At 62.5% G+C, this 17,622-nt stretch carries 18 protein-coding genes; 14 read left to right on the top strand and 4 right to left on the bottom strand.

Annotated features, from left to right (window positions below; all coding sequences use genetic code 11):
• Positions 1-140 precede the first annotated feature (140 nt).
• The 4 genes from BN2475_RS08730 to BN2475_RS08715 all read left to right on the top strand — a co-directional run bounded on the left by BN2475_RS08730 (position 141) and on the right by BN2475_RS08715 (position 5,306).
• Positions 141-1,733, top strand: a complete 1,593-nt coding sequence (locus BN2475_RS08730) for a benzoate-CoA ligase family protein (RefSeq protein ID WP_094779144.1) — start codon at positions 141-143, stop codon at positions 1,731-1,733.
• A gap of 8 nt (positions 1,734-1,741) precedes the next feature.
• Positions 1,742-2,578 carry an alpha/beta fold hydrolase gene (locus tag BN2475_RS08725; protein WP_094779143.1) on the top strand — a complete coding sequence of 279 codons (837 nt, stop codon included), beginning with the start codon at positions 1,742-1,744 and terminating at the stop codon, positions 2,576-2,578.
• Between the two features lie 211 nt (positions 2,579-2,789).
• On the top strand, positions 2,790-3,113 hold the full coding sequence (locus BN2475_RS08720; RefSeq protein WP_094779142.1) for a hypothetical protein: 324 nt from the start codon (positions 2,790-2,792) through the stop codon (positions 3,111-3,113).
• Between the two features lie 81 nt (positions 3,114-3,194).
• Positions 3,195-5,306 carry a phosphocholine-specific phospholipase C gene (locus BN2475_RS08715; RefSeq protein ID WP_094779141.1) on the top strand — a complete coding sequence of 704 codons (2,112 nt, stop codon included), beginning with the start codon at positions 3,195-3,197 and terminating at the stop codon, positions 5,304-5,306.
• Positions 5,307-5,443: 137 nt separating this feature from the next.
• Here BN2475_RS08715 and BN2475_RS08710 read toward each other — a convergent pair whose 3' ends face one another.
• Positions 5,444-5,824 (bottom strand): DUF5594 family protein, encoded by a 381-nt coding sequence (locus BN2475_RS08710; RefSeq protein WP_094779140.1) that lies wholly within the window; start codon positions 5,822-5,824, stop codon positions 5,444-5,446.
• Between the two features lie 52 nt (positions 5,825-5,876).
• Positions 5,877-6,788: a LysR family transcriptional regulator gene (locus BN2475_RS08705; protein ID WP_094779139.1), complete on the bottom strand. Its 912-nt coding sequence runs from the start codon at positions 6,786-6,788 to the stop codon at positions 5,877-5,879.
• A 139-nt stretch (positions 6,789-6,927) separates the two neighbouring features.
• Here BN2475_RS08705 and BN2475_RS08700 point away from each other — a divergent pair, with 139 nt between their 5' ends.
• From BN2475_RS08700 to BN2475_RS08690, 3 genes are all read left to right on the top strand, one after another.
• On the top strand, positions 6,928-9,048 hold the full coding sequence (locus BN2475_RS08700; RefSeq protein ID WP_094779138.1) for a 3-hydroxyacyl-CoA dehydrogenase NAD-binding domain-containing protein: 2,121 nt from the start codon (positions 6,928-6,930) through the stop codon (positions 9,046-9,048).
• Positions 9,049-9,141: 93 nt separating this feature from the next.
• Positions 9,142-10,350 carry an acyl-CoA dehydrogenase family protein gene (locus tag BN2475_RS08695; RefSeq protein WP_094779137.1) on the top strand — a complete coding sequence of 403 codons (1,209 nt, stop codon included), beginning with the start codon at positions 9,142-9,144 and terminating at the stop codon, positions 10,348-10,350.
• Between the two features lie 12 nt (positions 10,351-10,362).
• Positions 10,363-11,496, top strand: a complete 1,134-nt coding sequence (locus BN2475_RS08690) for an acyl-CoA dehydrogenase family protein (RefSeq protein ID WP_094779136.1) — start codon at positions 10,363-10,365, stop codon at positions 11,494-11,496.
• Between the two features lie 111 nt (positions 11,497-11,607).
• Here the strand turns inward: BN2475_RS08690 and BN2475_RS08685 are convergent, their stop codons facing one another.
• A complete protein-coding gene (locus tag BN2475_RS08685; RefSeq protein WP_094779147.1) occupies positions 11,608-12,258 on the bottom strand; it encodes a protein-L-isoaspartate(D-aspartate) O-methyltransferase in 651 nt (216 codons plus the stop codon).
• Between the two features lie 218 nt (positions 12,259-12,476).
• Here BN2475_RS08685 and BN2475_RS08680 point away from each other — a divergent pair, with 218 nt between their 5' ends.
• From BN2475_RS08680 to BN2475_RS08655, 5 genes are all read left to right on the top strand, one after another.
• The gene (locus BN2475_RS08680) at positions 12,477-12,770 is read left to right on the top strand and encodes a GYD domain-containing protein (protein WP_094779135.1); all 294 of its coding nucleotides are present in this window, start codon (positions 12,477-12,479) and stop codon (positions 12,768-12,770) included.
• Between the two features lie 69 nt (positions 12,771-12,839).
• Positions 12,840-13,043, top strand: a complete 204-nt coding sequence (locus BN2475_RS08675) for a hypothetical protein (RefSeq protein ID WP_094779134.1) — start codon at positions 12,840-12,842, stop codon at positions 13,041-13,043.
• Between the two features lie 816 nt (positions 13,044-13,859).
• Positions 13,860-14,363, top strand: coding sequence for a hypothetical protein (locus tag BN2475_RS08670; protein ID WP_094779133.1), 504 nt, complete (start codon positions 13,860-13,862; stop codon positions 14,361-14,363).
• A 96-nt stretch (positions 14,364-14,459) separates the two neighbouring features.
• Positions 14,460-14,825, top strand: a complete 366-nt coding sequence (locus tag BN2475_RS08665) for a hypothetical protein (RefSeq protein WP_143325752.1) — start codon at positions 14,460-14,462, stop codon at positions 14,823-14,825.
• Positions 14,826-15,124: 299 nt separating this feature from the next.
• Positions 15,125-15,745, top strand: coding sequence for a hypothetical protein (locus BN2475_RS08655; protein ID WP_094779130.1), 621 nt, complete (start codon positions 15,125-15,127; stop codon positions 15,743-15,745).
• Positions 15,746-15,911: 166 nt separating this feature from the next.
• Here the strand turns inward: BN2475_RS08655 and BN2475_RS08650 are convergent, their stop codons facing one another.
• The gene (locus BN2475_RS08650) at positions 15,912-16,112 is read right to left on the bottom strand and encodes a hypothetical protein (RefSeq protein WP_094779129.1); all 201 of its coding nucleotides are present in this window, start codon (positions 16,110-16,112) and stop codon (positions 15,912-15,914) included.
• Between the two features lie 194 nt (positions 16,113-16,306).
• Between BN2475_RS08650 and BN2475_RS08645 the strand changes: the two genes are divergently transcribed.
• Together BN2475_RS08645 and BN2475_RS08640 are read left to right on the top strand one after the other, a co-directional pair.
• Positions 16,307-16,489 (top strand): hypothetical protein, encoded by a 183-nt coding sequence (locus tag BN2475_RS08645; RefSeq protein ID WP_094779128.1) that lies wholly within the window; start codon positions 16,307-16,309, stop codon positions 16,487-16,489.
• Between the two features lie 101 nt (positions 16,490-16,590).
• Complete coding sequence (locus BN2475_RS08640; protein WP_143325751.1) at positions 16,591-16,773, top strand: HHHH-motif protein; 183 nt, start codon at positions 16,591-16,593, stop codon at positions 16,771-16,773.
• Positions 16,774-17,622 lie beyond the last annotated feature (849 nt).

Below are 17,622 nucleotides of genomic sequence, written 5' to 3'. Positions count from 1 at the left end.
AAAATTCGACGCCCTCTCGGCTGCAACTCGGTCAGTTGGTCCATTAATCAGCGCTTCCCTAGCGGCACGCGGCGAGCAGCAAGCATTGCGCGGTTCACGAGCACAAAACAGCCGGACCGCCCCACTGACGGAGGAGACATATGGAAGCCCTGCTGGACACCGCTGCAAGTCAACCCGCCGCGCCGGTCACGCCGCCGCCCCCGCTATTCAATTTCGCCGCCCATGTGTTTGCGCTGAATGAAGCGCGAGCCGGCAAGATCGCCTATATCGACGATACGGGCACCACCACTTACGCCGAACTCGAGCAACGCGCACGGCGCTTCGCGACTGTGCTGCGCACGCTCGGCATGCATCCCGAAGAGCGCGTGCTGCTGGTGATGCTCGATACCGTTGCGCTGCCGACCGCTTTTCTCGGCGCGCTATATGCGGGTGTCGTGCCGGTGGTCGCCAACACGCTGCTCACCGCCGCCGATTACGTGTACATGCTCACGCATAGCCATGCGCGGGCGGTGATCGCGTCGGATGCGTTATTGGCGAACGTCACGCAGGCGCTGGATACCGCCGAACACGACGGTTGCCAGTTGATCGTCTCGCAGGCATCCGCAGACGCGTCGCCGGCCGCGCGGCGGCTCGAACAGCTGATCGACGCCGCCGCGCCGGCCGTCAAGGGCTGCGCGAGCAGTTGCGACGACATTGCGTTCTGGCTGTATTCGTCGGGCTCGACCGGCAAGCCGAAAGGCACGGTCCACACGCATGCGAATCTGTACTGGACCGCCGAGTTGTACGCGAAGCCGGTGCTGGGCATTGCCGAAGACGACGTGGTGTTCTCGGCCGCCAAGCTGTTCTTTGCATACGGTCTCGGCAACGCGCTGACGTTCCCGCTATCGGTCGGCGCGACCACGGTGCTGATGGCGGAGCGCCCCACCGCCGACGCGATTTTCGCGCGCCTCGTGCGGCATCGGCCAACCGTTTTTTATGGCGTGCCCACGCTGTACGCGAGCATGCTGGTATCGCCGAACCTGCCCGCGCGTGCCGATGTCGCGATACGCGTGTGCGCGTCGGCGGGCGAAGCCTTGCCTCGCGAGATCGGCGAGCGCTTCACCGCGCACTTCGGCGCCGAGATTCTCGACGGCATCGGCTCCACAGAAATGCTGCATATCTTCCTGTCGAATCGCGCGGGCGCGGTCGAGTACGGCACGACCGGCCGTCCCGTGCCCGGCTACGAGGTCGAGCTGCGCGACGAAGCCGGTGGTCCGGTGCCCGATGGCGAAGTCGGCGATCTGTACATCAAGGGGCCGAGCGCGGCGCTGATGTACTGGAGCAACCGCGAGAAGTCGCGTGCGACGTTTCTCGGCGAATGGATTCGAAGCGGCGACAAGTATCGCCGGTTGGCCAACGGCTGCTACGTCTATGCGGGCCGCAGCGACGACATGCTGAAAGTCAGTGGCCAGTATGTGTCGCCGGTCGAAGTCGAAATGGTGCTCGTGCAGCACGACGCGGTGCTCGAGGCGGCGGTGGTCGGCGTCGAGCACGCGGGCCTCGTCAAGACGCGTGCGTTCATCGTCTTGAAGCAAGACTTCGCACCATCTGAGATACTCGCGCAGGAGTTGAAGGCGTTCGTCAAGGACCGGCTCGCACCGCACAAGTATCCGCGCGATATCGTGTTCGTCGACGATCTGCCGAAAACCGCCACCGGCAAGATTCAACGCTTCAAATTGCGCGAACAGTCATAAGGTAAGTCATGCAGAACTCCGCCACCATCGCCAGCGACTTCGCTGAGTTGCCAGCTACCGCATCGCGCGGACCGTTGCGCATCGAATATCGCTGGATCAACGACGCAGCGGCCGATACCAGGGCCGACACGCGGATCGCCGTGTTCCTGCACGAAGGGCTCGGCTCGATCGCAATGTGGCGCGACTGGCCGCAAGCGTTGTGCGAGCGGCTCGGCATGCGCGGGCTCGTCTACTCGCGACCCGGCTACGGACTGTCGACGCCACGCGCGCACGGCGTCAAATGGCCGGTCGATTTCATGGCGCACCAAGCGTGCGATGTCCTGCCCGCTTTGCTCGATGCACTCGATATCGACATGCCGGCACGCCAGCGCACGTGGCTGATCGGTCATAGCGACGGCGGCTCGATCGCGCTGCTGTACGCGGCGCGGCATGCCGGCGCGCTGGCGGGCGCAGTGACGATTGCACCGCACGTTTTCGTCGAAGACATCTCGGTGCAAAGCATCGCGCAGACGAAGCAACTCTATGAGACCACCGACCTGCGCAACAAGCTCGGCCGCTATCATGCCGACGTCGATTCCGCATTCTATGGCTGGAACGACATCTGGTTGAATCCGGCATTCAGGCAGTGGTCCATTGTGGGGGAACTCGCGGCCATCCGGGAGCCGCTGCTCGCGATACAAGGCCACGACGACAACTACGGCACGATGGCGCAGATCGACACGATCGCCCAGCACGTACCGCACGCGCGACTCGTCAAGCTCGACGCTTGCGGACACTCGCCGCATCGCGACGTGCCGGACAAGTTGAACGATGCGATCGCAGCCTTCATTGCGTCACAAACCTGACGCGCAACGCCGAGTTGAATCGCTGTATGACTGCGCCATGCCGGCGCAGTTTTTTATCCAACGCTGACGATGGCCACCGCCAGCATCGACGTCTTTGCCATTGCCCACAATTTCTTCATAAAAATTACACGGGTAAGCGACTATGCTGCCGCATCGCTGACCTCGGCACACGGATGCCCTGGCGCACCTTCCTCGTGCCGGAGGCATTGTCATGTCCGTTGTGTCGAAGCCCGCTCCTGCTTTGCAGTGCAAACGTTTGACAGGCGCATTGATCGCCGTGTCGCTATGCACACTGATCAGCGCATGCGGCAACGACGACGACGCAGCGCACCCGAGCACGCTCAGCTCGACCCATAGCCCCGCCGACCACAGCAACACGCCCGCAGTTCTGCCGGCGAATCCATCGCTGGGCGCGCCCGCGCCTGCCGCGCTCACGATTCGAACCCCGGCACTGCCCGCATCGGGCGCCGACGCAACGCTGTCCGCCGCCGCGTCGACGCCGCTCGCTACTCCCATCATCCACACCGTGGAGTGAGTTCCACACCGCACGCGACGCGCGGTTGCTGTTCGCGCGCCCTGTGTATCGCTCGTCAACCGAAGATCCAAAGCCGAAACCATGACCTTAAAAAATCGCCGTGATTTTCTACGCACCGCCGTGCATGCAACCGGCTCCGCCACCGCGTTGAGCATGTTGCCGATGGGCATTCGCAACGCGCTCGCGATTCCGGCCAACAACCGGACCGGCTCGATTCGCGACGTCGAACACATCGTCGTGCTGATGCAGGAAAACCGCTCGTTCGACCACTACTTCGGCACGCTCAAAGGCGTGCGCGGGTTCGGCGACACACGCGCGATCAATCTGCCCAACGGCAAGCCGGTGTGGTATCAGCCGCTCGCGGCGGATGCCGGTTATGTGCTGCCGTTCCGCCCCACCGCGCCGAACCTCGGCCTGCAATTCCTGCAGGATCTCGCGCACGACTGGGGCAGCACGCACGCGGCCTGGAATGGCGGGCGCAATGATCAATGGGTGCCCGCCAAGAGCGCGACGACGATGGCCTATCTCACGCGCGACGACATCCCGTTTCACTATCAGCTCGCCGACGCGTTCACGATTTGCGACGCGTACCACTGCTCGCTGATGGGTCCGACGGACCCGAACCGTTACTACATGTGGAGCGGCTGGGTCGGCAACGACGGCAGTGGCGGCGGTCCGGTGATCGACAATTCGGAACTCGGCTACGGCTGGTCCACCTATCCGGAGGTGCTGCAAAACGCGGGCATCTCGTGGAAGATCTATCAGGACATCGGCACCGGGCTCGACGCCAACGGCTCGTGGGGGTGGACGCAGAACCCGTACATCGGCAACTACGGCGACAATTCGCTGCTCTACTTCAACCAGTATCGCAACGCGCAGCCCGGCAATCCGCTGTACGACAACGCACGTACCGGCACCAACGCGGCGAAAGGCGACGGCTACTTCGACATCCTCAAGCGCGACGTGCAGAACAACGCGCTGCCGCAAGTCTCGTGGATCGTCGCGCCCGAAGCGTATTCGGAGCACCCGAACTGGCCGTCGAACTACGGCGCGTGGTACATCGATCAGGTCTTGCAGATCCTCACGTCGAATCCCGACGTATGGAGCAAGACGGTGCTGCTGATCAATTACGACGAGAACGACGGCTTCTTCGATCACGTCTCGCCGCCGTTCGCGGCAGCTTCCGGCGCCAACGGTCTGTCCACTGTCGACGCCAGCCACGAAATCTATCCGGGCGATGCGAAAACGGCAGCCGGTCCGTACGGACTCGGACCGCGCGTGCCGATGCTGGTGGTCTCGCCGTGGTCGAAAGGCGGGTACGTGTGTTCGGAGGTGTTCGACCATACGTCGGTGATCCGTTTCATCGGGAAGCGCTTCGCAGAGCAGCACAAGCTCGGCGAATCGAACATCACACCGTGGCGTCGCGCGGTGTGCGGCGACCTGATGTCGGCGTTCAACTTCAGCAATCCGAACGATCTATTCCCGACGCTGCCAGGCACGAGCGCTTATGTGCCGGCCGACCAGAACCGTCATCCGGATTACGTGCCGCTGCCGCCCGCCGTCCAGGCGGTACCGAAGCAGGAGCCCGGCGTACGCCCCGCACGCGCGCTGCCGTACGAGCTGTTCGTGCGCGTGCACGGCGAAGGTTCCGCCAATCACCTGACGATGCGCTTCGTCAACACGGGCCGCGCCGGCGCGGTGTTCCTCGTGTATGCCGCGCACAGCGCCGACGCGCCGCGCACCTATACCGTCGAAGCCGGCAAGCGGCTGCAGGACCAGTTGCCGTTGAACGCCGACGGCACCTACGACTTCACCGTCTACGGCCCCAACGGCTTTCTGCGGCGCTTCGCGGGCAAGGCGGTCGCCCGCAACTGGTGGAACGGATCGGACAGCGCGCGGCCTGACGTCGCCGAAGGTTACGACGTCTCGAATGGCAATCTGCAATTGCGGCTCGAGAACGTGGGCAGCGCGCGTTGCCAGTTCACGATCGCCAACACGTACGACGCGGGCAACGTGATGCGCCAGTCGGTGCGCGGCGGCGATACCGAACCGCTCTATCTGGATTTGCGCAATGCGTACGGCTGGTACGACCTCGCAATCACGGTCGATACGGGCCCGGCATTCGTGTGGCGCTTCGCAGGGCACGTGGAAACCGGCAACAGCAGCATGAGCGATCCGGCGTTGGGTGGCTGAGGTTCTGCCGCCACTCTAGCTCTGGTCACGATAACCGTCGCAAGCCGTCGCAAGCCGTCGCAAGCGGCTGCGTGCGTCGCTCGCGCCGCTTTGCGCGGCGGTCGGTGCTTAGACCTGCCTGGTGTTCCGCGCAGCGCCTACGACTCGAAATCGAGCCCGCCGATCAATGCCACGGGCTCTCCCTGCGTATGCGACAGAAAATCCAGTTCGCGTGCGTGGGTCCACGCGGCCAGCTTGCGTGGCAGCGCGGCGAGATAGTTGGCGAAACGCGTCTGCCCATGCTCGCCCATCAGTCTTTCGATTTCGTCGCTGTCCCAGGTCAGGTATAGATTCAAGGGATGCGCATAGTGGCCCAGCGTTCCGAGCGGCGCGGCATGAATGCGCACGCGCGTGGGATGCCCCAGCCCGCCGTACGGCAGCACTTCGGTATGCACAGTGATAGGAAAACAGGCGGCGATGGCCTCGGCGATGCGAGGCGCGAACTGTTCGTCGAAACGTGCGGCAGTCTCCGGACGCATCGATGTCTCCGATGTTGGCTGCGGTAAGCAGAGCATCGTAGCACGCGAACGGTCACGCGCTCGACACCCCACGCCCCGATCCTCGCGCCTGCTGCAACATGAACTCGATAAAGGTCGCCGCGGCGCGCGTGTGATGCCGGTTCGGCATATAGAGCATGTACATGTGCGTGCCGAAAATGCTCAAGCGCCATTCGTCGAGCGCGGTCACGACGTCTCCCCGCCGCAGATCGTCCTGCACTACGTAGTCGGGCACCAGCCCCACCCCCAGCCCGGCGAGCACCGCCTGACGCAAGAATAGAAAGTTCTCCGAAATAATTGCCGGTTCCAGCAGCACTTCGTGCCGCTCGTCGCGCAGATAGGCGGCCACCCGCAATTGCCGGCCGACCACGGCCGCCGTGATGAGCGGCGCCGTGCGCAGATCGTCGAGCTTCGCAGGCATGCCGTGGGTGTCGGCAAAAGCCGGCGACGCGCACGCCACGTAGCTCACCGGCCCCATGTCGCGGGCGACCAGATTTTGCGGCGGCTCCGACATCACCCGCACCGCGATATCGACTTCATCGCGCATCAGATCCTCGACGCGGTTTTCGAACATCACGTCGAGCACGATGCCGGGATAAAGCCGCTTGAACGCGATCAACCAGTCGGACATCACCAGCTGCCCATAGCCGCTCGGCACGCTCAGGCGCACGCGCCCCTGCAGGCTTTGCCCGAGCGACGCGACCGACTCGCGCGCCGCGAGCAGCGCGTTCTGGATCGTGCGGCCGTGTTCGTATAGCTGCAGACCGATCTCGGTCGGCTCGACGCGGCGCGTGGTGCGTCTGACCAGTTGCAGCCCGATCGAACGCTCCAGCTGGTTCAGGTGATAGCTCACGTTCGCGCGGCTCATTTTCAGCCGGCGCGCGGCTTCGCTCAGGTTGCCAGCGTCGAGGATGTCCACCAGCAAGGTCAAGGAATTGACGTCCATGACGTCGCCTTTGTCAAAATAATTTTGACAGTCTGTCAATCTTCCATGTAATTGTCAACGAACCTTGACCGGCCCACAATCCGATCATTCGCCAGACCCGGCATGCCCGCTTGCCCCCATAAAAGTCAGGAGACGACAGATGACCCTCAATTCTTCGGCCGAAGTTGTCACGCGCGAATTGCGCGGCAAGGTGCTGCTCGTGACCATCGATCATGCGCCGGTCAATGCGCTGTCCGCCGATGTGCGGCGCGGCCTGCTCGCCGCCATTGATGCCGCCGACGCCGATGCCGCCGTCCAGGCCGTGTTGCTCGTCGGCGCGGGGCGCAATTTCATCGGCGGCGCGGATATTCGCGAGTTCGGCAAGCCGCCGGTGCCGCCCTCGTTGCCGGACGTATGCAACCGCATCGAAGCGTGCACGAAGCCGGTGGTGGCTGCGATTCATGGCGCCGCGCTCGGCGGCGGACTGGAAGTGGCGCTCGCGGCGCACTACCGGGTCGCGGTCGACGGCGCCAGGCTCGGCTTGCCCGAAGTGCAGCTCGGCCTGCTGCCCGGCGCGGGGGGCACGCAGCGCACGCCGCGCCTGATCGGCGCGCAGGCCGCGCTCGATCTGATCCTCAGCGGCCGTCACGCCGGCGCGCAAGAAGCGCTAGCGCTGGGCCTCGTCGACCGTCTCGGCAGCAGCGGCGACATCCTCGCCGAAGGACTCGCGTACGTGCACGAACTGCTGGCCGCTCACGCGCCGGTGCGCCGCACGTGTGACGCGGCCGCGCTCGGCGAGCGCGCCGCGAGCCTCGCCGCTGTCGCCACGGCGCGTGCGCAAACCGCGCAGAAGTCGCGCGGCCTGTTCTCGCCGCTGAAGATCGTCGATGCAGTCGAGGCCGCGATCGAACAGCCTTTCGACGAAGGCCTGCGGATCGAACGCAAGCTGTTCCTGCAATGCATCGACAGCCCGCAGCGCGCCGGCCTGGTTCACGCGTTCTTTGCCGAGCGCGAAGTGCTCAAGGCGCCCGAAACGCGCACCGCGAAACCGCGCACGCTCGAGCGCATCGGCGTGGTGGGCGGCGGCACGATGGGCGCGGGCATCGCGGTCGCGGCGCTCGACGCGGGCCTGCCGGTCACCATGATCGAGCGTGACGACGCGTCGCTCGCACGCGGGCGTGCGCACATCGAAAAAGTCTACGACGGGCTGATCGCCAAGGGCCGTCTGAGCCAGCAGAAGAAGGCCGAGATCATGACGCGCTGGAGTGGCAGCACGTCGTACGATGCGCTCACCGACGCCGACCTCGTGATCGAGGCCGTGTTCGAAGATCTCGCGGTGAAGCAGGCCGTGTTCGCCGAACTCGATCGCGTCTGCAAGGCGGGCGCGGTGCTCGCGACCAACACGTCGTATCTCGACATCGACGCGATCGCCGCCAGCATCTCGCGCCCCGCCGACGTGATCGGCCTGCACTTCTTCTCCCCCGCCAACATCATGAAGCTGCTGGAGGTGGTGGTGCCGAAGCAGGTCAGCGCGGACGTGGTCGCCACCGCGTTCGAACTCGCGAAGAAGCTGAAGAAGACGCCGGTGCGCGCGGGCGTGTGCGACGGCTTCATCGGCAACCGCGTACTCGCCGTGTATCGCAGCGCCGCCGACGCGATGATGGAAGACGGCGCGTCGCCGTATCAGATCGACGCGGCAGTGCGCGCGTTCGGCTTCCCGATGGGGCCGTTCCAGGTCGTCGACCTGGCGGGCGGTGACATCGGCTGGGCCGCGCGCAAGCGGCGCGCGGCCACTCGCAATCCCGCGGCACGCTACGTGCAGATCGCCGACCGGCTGTGCGAGCGCGGCTGGTTCGGCCAGAAGACTGGACGCGGCTTTTATCTGTACCCCGAAGGAACGCGCAGCGGCGTGCCCGATCCGGAAGTCGAGGCAATCATCGAGGCCGAGCGCGCACGCGCGGGCATCACGCCGCGCACGTTCACCGACGAAGAGATCGTGCGCCGCTACATGGCCGCGATGATCAACGAGGGCGCCAAAGTGGTTCACGAAGGCATCGCCCTGCGGCCGCTGGACGTCGACGTGACCTTCCTGTATGGCTATGGTTTTCCGCGTTACCGCGGTGGTCCGATGAAATACGCGGACATGGTCGGCCTGCCGAAGATTCTTGCCGACATCCGCGAGTTCGCGAAGGAAGACCCGCTGTTCTGGCAGGCGTCGCCGCTGCTGATCGACCTCGTGGAACGCGGCGCTGACTTCGCGAGCCTGAACCAGACGGCCTGAACCAGACGGCCGAAACAGCCAGTCAGTTAATGCATGCAGGCCGGTGGCAATCTACTCGCACCGGTCCGCTCAATATCTACGGAACAACCCGCCATGGATCTGAACTTCACCCCTGAAGAAGAAGCCTTCCGCGCCGACGTGCAGGCCTTTTTGCGCGACAGGCTGCCGCCACGTCTTGCCGACAAGGTGCATGGCGGGCGCCGCCTCACCCGCGACGACATGGCCGAGTGGCACGCGATTCTGCATGCGCAGGGCTGGCTCGCCAATCACTGGCCGAAAGAGTACGGCGGACCGGGCTGGAACGCAGTGCAGAAATTCATCTTCGAGAACGAATGCGCGTTGGCCGGCGCGCCGCGCGTGGTGCCGTTCGGTGTCAACATGCTCGGCCCGGTGCTGATCAAGTACGGCAGCGAAGCGCAAAAGCGCTACTGGCTGCCGCGTATTCTCGACGGCTCCGACTGGTGGTGTCAGGGCTATTCGGAGCCGGGCGCGGGCTCCGATCTCGCGTCGGTCAAAACCACCGCGGTGCGCGGCTCGGATGCGCAAGGCGAACACTACATCGTCAACGGTCAGAAGACGTGGACCACGCTCGGTCACTACGCGAACATGATCTTCTGCCTCGTGCGCACTGCCACCGACGTGCGCAAGCAGGAAGGCATCAGCTTCCTGCTGATCGAGATGAACACGCCAGGGGTCGAAGTGCGTCCGATCATTACGCTCGACGGCGAGCACGAAGTCAACGAAGTGTTTTTCACCGACGTCCGTGTGCCAGCCGCGAACCTCGTAGGCGAAGAGAACAAGGGCTGGACCTACGCCAAGTATCTGCTTACGTATGAGCGCACCAACATCGCGGGGGTCGGCTTCTCGGTCGCCGCGTTCAACCGGCTGCGCAAGATCGCCGCCAAACAGCAGCGCAATGGCCGGCCGCTCGCCGAAGATCCGGCGTTCGCGGCGCGTATGGCGCGCGTCGAAATCGACCTTGAGAACATGAAGACCACCAATCTGCGCGTGATCGGGGCGGTGGCGGGCGGCGGCGTTCCCGGCGCCGAGAGTTCGATGCTGAAGATTCGCGGCACCGAGATCCGTCAGGAAATCTCGTCGCTCACGCGCCGCGCGATGGGCGCGTACGCACAGCCGTTCATCGAGGAAGCGCTGCATGACGGTTTCGACGGCACGCCGGTCGGCCCCGACGAAGCGGCCAGCGCCGCTTCGCTCTACTTCAACAATCGCAAGCTGTCGATCTTCGGCGGCTCGAACGAAATCCAGAAGAACATCATTTCCAAAATGATCCTGGGACTGTAAGAGGCGCACGTCATGAACTTCCAGCACACCGAAGACCGCCGCATGCTGGCGGACTCGCTCAACCGCTTTATCAGCGAACAGTATGGCTTCGAGACGCGCGACCGGATCGCGAGCTCCGCGCAAGGCTTCAGTACCGAGCTATGGGGCCGCTTTGCGGAACTCGGCGTGACCGGCGCGCTGTTCGATGAAGCAAACGGCGGCTACGGCGGCGGTGGCTTCGATATCGCCGTCGTGTTCGAGAGCCTCGGCCGCGGCCTCGTGGTCGAACCGTTTCTCGATACGCTGATCGTCGGCCGGGCCATCGCCAGGAGCGGCAATGACGCGCAGAAAGCCGCGCTCGGCGAATTGATCGACGGCTCGCGGATCGTCGCGCTCGCGCATGGCGAGCCGGACAGTCACTACGAATTGGCTCGCGTAACGACACGCGCGCAAAAGAGCGGCGACGCATGGCAACTGAACGGCGCGAAGGCCGTGGTTCAGCAGGGCGAGCATGCGTCGTGGCTGCTGGTGTCGGCACGCACGAGCGGGGCCGACGATGCGGACGCAGGCATCACGCTCTTTCTCGTGCCGCGGAATGCAGCGGGCGTGAGCGTGCGCGGCTATCGGAAGATCGACGGCGGGCGTGCGGCCGAAGTGACATTCGACCATGTCACGCTCGGCGACGACGCGGTGCTCGGCATAGCGGACGAAGGCTTCGCGACGCTCGAATATGCGGTGAGCTGCGGCGTGCTCGCGTTGTGTGCGGAAGCTCTGGGCGCGATGGATGTCGCGAAGGACTACACGCTCGACTATCTGCGCACGCGCAAGCAGTTCGGCGTGCCGATCGGTAGCTTCCAGGCGTTGCAGCATCGGATGGCCGATTTGCTGCTCGAGATCGAACAGGCGCGCTCGGCGGTGATCAACGCGGCCGCGGCGCTCGACGGCGCCGGGCGCAAGGTGCGGGAGCGCGCGGTGTCGGCGGCGAAATACAGCATCGGCAGGATCGGTACGCGGGTCGCAGAGGAATGCATCCAGCTGCATGGCGGGATCGGCATGACCTGGGAACTGCCGCTCGCCCATTATGCGAAGCGCCTCGTGATGATCGATCATCAGCTTGGTGATGAGGACCATCATCTCGAGCGGTTCGTGGCGCTTGGGGCCGAATGATGGTCCGACGGTGCGGCGGTGCGGCGCTAAGCGGCATCGCTTGCTCACCGGAACCGATAGCGCACGTCGACCCGAACCACGCGAGCGCGCGTTTCCTTCGTCCGCGCGCCGCTAGGCCGGCCAGCCGTCCGCGCCGACCAGCGGCACGAACCTCACTTCGCCGAGCGAACTCTGGTCATAGTCCTGTTGGTTGCGGCGCACGAGCTTGATGAGCCGTTGATAATGCAGATCGCGACCCAGCGGCATCACGATCCGGCCGCCGATAGCGAGTTGCTCGCGCCATGCCGCTGGCACGCGAGGGCCGCCGGCCGCCGCAATGATCGCGTCATACGGCGCGTATTCCGCGAGGCCCATGGTGCCGTCGCCGAGATGAACCGTCACGTTGCAAATAGCCAGGCGCTCGAGGATTTCGCGAGCCGAGTCGACGAGTTCGGCGTGGCGTTCGATCGAATGCACGTGCCCCGCGATCGTTGCAGCCACAGCAGCGGCATAGCCTGAACCCGTGCCGACGTCGAGGACCCGGTCGCCTGGCCTCAACTCCGCGGCTTCGATCATCGACGCGACGATGGCGGGCTGCGAGATGGTCTGCTCGTTGCCTATCGGTAGCGGTATATCGTCGTACGCAAATTCGCGAAGCTCGACGGGCACGAACTCCTCGCGAGGCACCTGGCGCATCGCGGCCAGTACATCAGGATTACAGATGCCACGGCGAACGATTTGCCGTTCGACCATTCGTTGCCGGGCCTCCGTGAAATCAGTCACGGTCACACCTCCGCATCGCAGTCTACGTGCATGCAAGCACGCCGCATTCCAGCAGATCGCGTCGCAGCACATCATCGGATTCAGACAAACAACGCGTTGCGGGCGAATGCATTGCCTAGAATCAGTTTACGCGAGACGGCCCAAAAGTACGGCGAATAGCGCTTGCGGTGCCGGGTCGCGTATCCGGGTCCAACGATTCAGTCGCAAGGGGAATCATTATGGTGACTTATGTGGTTCTGGCGCAATTTACCGATCAGGGCATTCGCACGATCAAAAACAGCCCGCAGCGAGCCGGGCAGGTTGCGGAGCTGGCGAAAAGCTTTGGCTGTGAAATGAAGCAGGTCTACTGGACGCTAGGTCAATACGACATTGTCGCGGTGATCGAGGCGCCTGACGAAAAAAGCTTGACCACCTTCGGTTTCGCGCTGGGTTCTGCAGGCAATGTGCGCACGCAAACGCTGCGTGCTTTCTCGAAAGACGAAATCGGCTCGATTATCGGTCGACTCCCATAATTCGCCCATCGATAACTTAACTGCTCTTTTCGCGCAATCTGTTCGCGCGACTTTTCTCAGGAGATCACGATGAATGCGGAGAAAAAAGGCGACGTGCAGGCTTTCGTACAAACAGCCGAGCAGACTGGCTACTATGTCTGGGTCATCACACTCGTCGATTTCGCGAACCGCGACGTGAAGCGCTCGCTCGTTTCGGACGGCACCTACGAAACACGCGCCGCCGCCAAAGACGCTGGCGAAGCTCATTTGAAGGCGTTGGCGGAAGACCGTTGAGGTTGCGCTGCGCCTCATCCGCCATGCGATGATCGGAAATTGAAGTAAGCGGCTTACTCCAAAGTATTCGACGACATGACGTGGAACTGCCTGCAACGCGACGATTTGTGCCAGTTGCAGATTGCGCTGTCGTGAAGACTGGAGAGGTACTCGGTATCCAGCGCTTCTCTATTGTGTCGACGGAGAGGTTAGGTCTGCGTACGGTATTGCGGTCGGCTCGCACGGTCTGCTGGAAGAGTCAGCTGCTCCTTGTGAACTGGCTCCGTGTATGACGAGTCGAACATCGTTAGGGATGCAGAGCAAATCGTCGGCACCGACCACTGGACGCGTGAAGGTCCGTCAGGATTGCTCGCGCGTTGTGCAACTTGTCACACGCAAAATATAGGGAATCTGCGTGCGCTTGGCAGTTGCGTCGCATGGAGCCGAAGGGCAAGTTCGTTGACATCAACGAATTCGTCGGTGAGCATGCTGGCGCCCTGTGTCGTGGATCGTCATTCGGGCGCCAGGCGAGGCGCGCGTATCGAACTGGTAAGTAAATGGAACACCCGGATCGTTGAGCGTGTCGTGTGAGCCATTACATCATGAAGGGATGCAATAGCGCCAGACGGCGGCAGATTTCAGTCGGCGGTTCTTCGGGATACTGCTCGCGCAGATGCAGTCACGCGACTGCATCTGCGGCCGGGCGATGCGCACATGAAAAAGGCCTCACAAGCAATGCTGCTTGTGAGGCCTTGATTTCTTTGGTCGGGGCGAGAGGATTTGAACCTCCTACCACCTGATGCCGAGCTTGCCGCGGCAGAGAAAGCCGGAAAGCAGTTGCAGATTGCCGCCGATGCAGCGCGCGCGGGACTGGAGATTATCGAGCGGCGTTGTGCCGAGATCGAGGCCGAGATCGTGGAGCTTGTCAGCCAGCGCCGCGCACTCGCAACGGCTGAACTGGAAAAGCAACGCGAAGCTGCGATCGACCGCTACGTCGAAGCCGCCAATGCACTTGGGCCGATCGTAGCTGAGTTGGTCGCGGCCGACCGCCTAATCCGCAAGATCAGTCCACCGGATGCAGTTCGCACTCTGCCTGGTGAAGCCCTGCTCGGTCGCATCCGCAAAGAGCGCCTGCCCATTCCGTGGAATCGCTCGGATCGCACACCGACGCCGAGTCGCGGCGCATACGGGATGCAGCCAGGTGTCTGGGCTGCAGTTGAGCCGTATCTGGAGCACGCGCCGATTCTGGCCGCGCCCGACTGGATGGACAACGACGCGCTGATCGACGAAGCGGTCGAAATCGCTGCGCGCGGATTTCGGGCCGCAGGCCTCGACGTCTGAACCGCGGTATCAACTGATCAAGGAGCATCAACATGACGACAGAAAAGCACGTGACGATAACCGTCGCTGCAGGTCGCACCATCCGACGCGACGCAGTTGTTGGCAGGAACGACGCACGGGTCCGACGTTACGATCCCGCGCTTCTATGGTCCGGGCGAGCGCGTTGAAGTGCCGCCGCATGAAGCAGAACACCCGGTGAAAGCCGGCTTCGCTGTCCTCGCTGTCGACGGCGACCCCTCGCCCAGCACAAGCCACGTTACCGATCTCGCGCGACTCGTGACCATCGAAGTCGCTAGCGGTCATTCGATCACTCCGTCCAACGACCGCGGCACGTATCTGAAGCCGGGAACCCGCCTGGACGTGCCAGCGTACGAAGCCGAACAGCTCGTGGCAAGCGGCCACGCAGTGCGCGTCACGGGGACCTCTGCAACTCTGCCGGCGGCATCGGTAACGATCGCGTGATGCGGGCCGCCCTCTCAATGACGGCTACGAGCCGCGGCGCCAACGTGGCCGGCCAGGCTCCGCGGCATTGCTCAACTACCCAGTTTCTTCCAGATGTCGAGAGCCGCGTCGCTCGAACTTCCAGTCAAGTCCGGCGGTTGCAGTGCTGTCTCGCGCAGCAAGTCGAGGATCAACTTCGCGCGGCAAGTTGCCTGTTCCTGAAGCTCAGACAGCGTGTGATTGCCAGTTGGGATAACAACGGACAGTTTCCCCCAGCTACAAACTTTGAAATCCTCTTGACGCTTTACATAGGTTGACACATGACACTGGTTTCTCAAGCTGAATATGCCCGCCGACTGAGCGTTACACGCGCTGCCGTGGGGCAGTGGAAAAAAGCCGGAAGGATTGTCACAGAAGGCTCGCAGGTAAATGTCGAAGCATCAGACGCTCGGCTGAAGCGCTACCGCCGCGCCGGATTGCCGGAGATCAACGAAGCCACGAAAACTGTCAAGCGCGGTCGCCCGAGTGTTAAGCAAGCCGGACAACTTAACAGCGAGCCGGTTTGCTTAACATGCGTCGAGATCACGGAACGCCTCGAAGCGATCGACTGGACGCAGACCTTCGATTGGTCCGCTGAAGCCCAAGATGAACGTGTGCGCCTTGCAGCCCGGTGCATCGGCTGGGAGGCGGTTCGCAGCACTGTCACTGACGACGGGCATTGGGGCGGGTTCCAACTGCGCATCCTCGCATCCATTGAGGCGTACGGCCTTACGGCTGATGGCATACCCGCCGGCCACGGCTTCGAGTTGGACGGCTGGCAGGTCCTGAGGGAATGCCGCGACGAGCTCGAGCCGATCGACGATGGCGACGAGATGACGGTACGGCTTGAACTGCTGCCGCTTCTGGCGCGCCCCTTCGGCGAATGGGACAAGCCCCGCTGATTAGCTGGGAGCTTCAATGCGCCCAGCCGGCGGTGGCGCAGCTTCGAAAACACCGGCAGCCGCCCATGCTGAGATTGCCACTTGCATCCTTCCCGGTTCGGGGCGCGAGTGGCGGCAGGGGGCGGCAAAAAGGAGCCGAAAGGCCCCTTAGCCCATAGATCGCGAGTTATCGACCGGAAGTCTTGCCAGTCATGCGAGTAACCACTTCCTCGAAAAGAGTGGCGAGGTACTCAGCGCCTTCTTTTCCTTTGCCTGCCGGCTCACCGCCATTCGCCGGCCCCTGAAGCTTGATCGATCCGCTTTCGAGCCCCGCTTTGATCCAAGCCGACGCGTGATTTTGAGCGGTCCCTTCCAAGATATTTGCCATTGGCTTTCCCCAGTTGTGGAGTTGCGATCGTAACAGACGCATTTCGGAATTGGAGGAAGCGGCGTGCGGGTTCGCAGTCTCATATGCGAAATCGCGCATAGACGGAACGGCACGCCCAGATCCATCTTCCATGTCTCTATAGCCGGATTGCGGCGCTCGAGCATGTCAAGTTATGGATTTTGCAATCTATAAAAATGGCATTAGCCGGTTTTGCGATTGTTAATCATATCGCCGCCGAAGTGGACGTAATGTTCCGACGGGCCGACTGCCGTTATTCAAAGATGAAAATTCCTGACAATTTATCAATAGCCGTAGCGCTTTTTGTGATCTCTGCGTCGATCTCCGCGCTGATCATCGCATTCGCGCAACACGCCTAACCTGACCGATGCGTCTGTCAAATATTGATAGATGCAACCCACTGTCGACGTCATTAGGCGAGACATTCAGAGATGTGATGGCCGTCGTGGCGACAATCGTCATGACAATGATCACCACGATCATCAGCTGGAGAAGCGAGATGAAGAAAGCGAAAGCCCTGCTGCTTGTGAGTCTGGTTACGGCCGTCGCCTTTGCGGCCTTGGCGCCCGGGATGGCGCAGGCCCATCCGCACCAGGTATGCCACTGGGACCATCATCATCGCGTCTGTCACTGGGTGCGCTGATCAGCCGGGCTATCTGCAACCGCCTTCGGGCGGTTTTTTGTTTCTGTACCGCCCCTCCGCGCTCCGGCGCGCGCCTCGAAACTCTCCGAATCTGGAGGGTTGCTTTTCAGATCAGTCCGCCCGCCGGTAATTGCGGCTTTTTCCGTTTTTAAATTTCACCGACTTTACTCGGCGCATAATCTCCGCGCGGACAATACATTTCGCATGAGATACAGCAGCGAACTAACAGCACTGAAAGACGGGCACGTACAGGCGACCGGTCGACGCGTGTCGTAACTTCGCCGAAGCCTGCAGTCGTCAAGATATAGCTCCCCATATCTGAGTGCATTTCATTTAAAAATATCCAGATTGAATAAATCTTCGAATAGGCGATGAATATTTGGGAATAAATAAACGTCAATTAATGTCATTTTCGGTGATTTCAATGGTTTACCTTAATTATCTGGAAATTGATCCTGAATTATTTTTAAGTCCCACAACACTGTAGTCGCGATAGGCGGTGTTGCATAAATCGAATGTGAGGACAAGGTAGCAGCCATGTTCACGGTCTCAGGAACGCGAACGGATTTCGGACTGCGAGATTCGCCATGCGGTCAGTCAGTCCAATGTTGTGGGGCGACCAGTTCCCGACGCGGTAGCGCGTCTTTGGATCGCGCGCCTTGCTTGTGTCCCTGCGTATCTTCTCGGCAAAAATCGAGAATCTACACAGGAACCCAAATTGTTAGCAGGGGCTTCGCATCGGCGTGTTGTGTGTAAACGTCACCGGGACGCGCCTGATTTATGCAACAACGCCTCGCGACCGCAGGAGCCCATTGAAGGCCGAGGTTTGACGTGCCGGCGCTGCAGACC

Origin of the sequence: Paraburkholderia ribeironis (genome assembly GCF_900019265.1) — a bacterium.
Lineage (GTDB): Bacteria > Pseudomonadota > Gammaproteobacteria > Burkholderiales > Burkholderiaceae > Paraburkholderia > Paraburkholderia ribeironis.
This window is presented reverse-complemented; position numbering and strand designations above follow the sequence as displayed.